Raw genomic sequence first — 1,993 nt, 5'->3', positions numbered from 1 at the left:
CGATGGTACTGCGTCTTAAGACGTGGGAGAGTAGGTCATCGCCAAACCTAATAAGTTCCTAGACTACAGTATCTCTCTACGATGATCAGAATAACAAAACCGCCGCAGCGCAAAGCTGCGGCGGTTTTGCGTTGGAGGGGGCTTTCTGGCGGCCTTCGAACTTTGGCGGCGCGAACGTTAAGCGTGCCGAAGAAATTCTCAAGAAAAATTACCTTTTTCTGTTCGAATGCGCTTGCAGCTCCCGCACTATAAGTCTAAACGGAGGGCATTGGCGCGGGATGGAGCAGCCCGGTAGCTCGTCAGGCTCATAACCTGAAGGTCGTAGGTTCAAATCCTACTCCCGCAACCAACTTTAGCGAACTTTCGCTTTCAGTAAGGCCCGCCTCACCGGCGGGCCTTACTGCGTTTAGCATGTTCAACAGTTTGCCGCGCAGCTCCAGATGGTGGACTTTGTTGTCCGCGTCCCAATCGACCACTACTGTATCGATCAGCGTGTGCAGCTCCTCACTCGCACGGCCCGACACGTCTTCGTCCGAAAGTGTTGTCACGAGGTCCGCCACATGCGCTCGGTAGAGCGAGGGTAGGTCGGTGGGCAAAGTAATCGGCTCTGGTGTCAGTTCTGCACGATGGGCACGCGCTTCCGCCAGTTCTGTATCGACCTTGTTCAATTGGGCGACGATAGGCGCTGAGAAGTCACCGTCTTCGACTGCCTTCATAAGGTTTGCGTGCCGCGCCTCCAGCTTACGGATGCTTTGATCTTTGAGCCGCAGCATATCCTCGCGTTCTTTTTCTCCGGCCTTCATCCGCGCCATGAACTTCTCACGAAACTCAGCATATGCCTCATCTTTCATCAGGCCAGCCTTGAGGCCCGATAGGATAGAGGTGGCTGCGTCTTGTTCTTTTAGGCCTCGGATACCAGTGCAGACTGCGACCCCCTTTTCCTTGTGGTCGGCGCAATAATAGCGCCGTCCCTTTCCGCTCCCTGCGATGGTGAGATTGCCGCCGCAACGTCCACAGGACAAGAGGCCGGAAAGCAGATACTTGCGCCGACGCATACCCTGTGCTGCGGATAGGCCATTGCGGTCCGATGCGGCCTTGCTGCCGCGAACACGCTGCAGTGCGGTCTGTCGTGCTTTTACGGAGTCCCAGAGGTCTTGCTCAATGATCCGTAGCTCTTCGTCCACGTGCGTAATCCATTCACCCGATGGGTTAAGCTTTGAAACGCGTCTGCCGGTCTCAGGGTGTTTGGAATATCGCAGGCGATTCCAAACGCGGCGTCCTATATACAGTTCGTTGTTTAGAATCCCGGTCCCACGCTCTCGGTTGCCATTGATCGTTGTTTGGCGCCAGTGCCCTGAGCCGTTTCCCCGACCACGTGGGGCGGGGATTCCGTCGGCGTTGAGGTCTGTTGCAATTTTGATTGGCGACTTGCCTGCCGCGTATTCCTTAAAGATTCGTTCTACGATCAGGCCTTCATCTGGATTGATGACTTGCTCGCCTTTCACGGGCTCTCCCGAAGGGGTGCGACGCGGATGATATCCGTAGGACTGGCCTCCCGCGCTTTTGCCCGCCTTGATCTTACCAACGAGTCCGCGGCGGGTCTTGTAGGACAGCTCTTCCAGGAAAATTTGAGCGAACGTGCCAAGGATACCGATATCGAAAATACCCAGTTTGCCCCTGTGAAGCTGATGCAGCTCGCAATCCGCATGGCGAGCTTCCTTGTAAAAGGCCATCAGGAACTCGAGGTCGCGGCCCAAGCGATCAAGATGCTCGAACAGTACGATATCAAACTCACCAGCCCTCACAGCGGCCAACATTGTTTTATAACCCGGTCGGCCCGTGGTGGCGCCGCTTAAGGCTGTATCTTGGTAAACACGGACTACGGTCCAACCTTCGCGTTCTGCGTGTTTGCGGCATGTTGATTGTCACTGAGAACTGACCCGGTATTTTCACCGAGATTTGACCCACCCTCAGTTATGCGTCGTGGTTTATG

Annotated in this window: 1 protein-coding gene, 1 tRNA gene and 1 pseudogene; 1 reads left to right on the top strand and 2 read right to left on the bottom strand. The window is 55.3% G+C overall.

Annotation, left to right across the window (positions count from 1 at the left end):
* Positions 1-272: 272 nt before the first annotated feature.
* Positions 273-349, top strand: a tRNA-Met gene (locus ACGYK2_RS17270).
* Here the strand turns inward: ACGYK2_RS17270 and ACGYK2_RS17265 are convergent.
* Positions 306-1,055: a zinc ribbon domain-containing protein gene (locus ACGYK2_RS17265; protein WP_394374454.1), complete on the bottom strand. Its 750-nt coding sequence runs from the start codon at positions 1,053-1,055 to the stop codon at positions 306-308. The genes ACGYK2_RS17270 and ACGYK2_RS17265 overlap by 44 nt on opposite strands.
* A 132-nt stretch (positions 1,056-1,187) precedes the next feature.
* Positions 1,188-1,859: pseudogene (locus ACGYK2_RS17260) on the bottom strand (recombinase family protein); the annotation flags it as partial.
* Between the last annotated feature and the right edge of the window lie 134 nt (positions 1,860-1,993).

Source organism: Sulfitobacter sp. 1A10359 (assembly GCF_043558145.1).
Taxonomy (GTDB): Bacteria; Pseudomonadota; Alphaproteobacteria; order Rhodobacterales; family Rhodobacteraceae; genus Sulfitobacter; species Sulfitobacter faviae.
The sequence above is the reverse complement of the archived record's forward strand: the minus strand, read 5'-3'. Positions and strand labels throughout refer to the sequence as shown.

What these genes read in the sequence shown, in the direction of transcription:
- ACGYK2_RS17265 (WP_394374454.1), bottom strand. Translation starts at nt 1,055, where the DNA reads ATGCGTCGGCGCAAGTATCTGCTTTCCGGCCTCTTGTCCTGTGGACGT.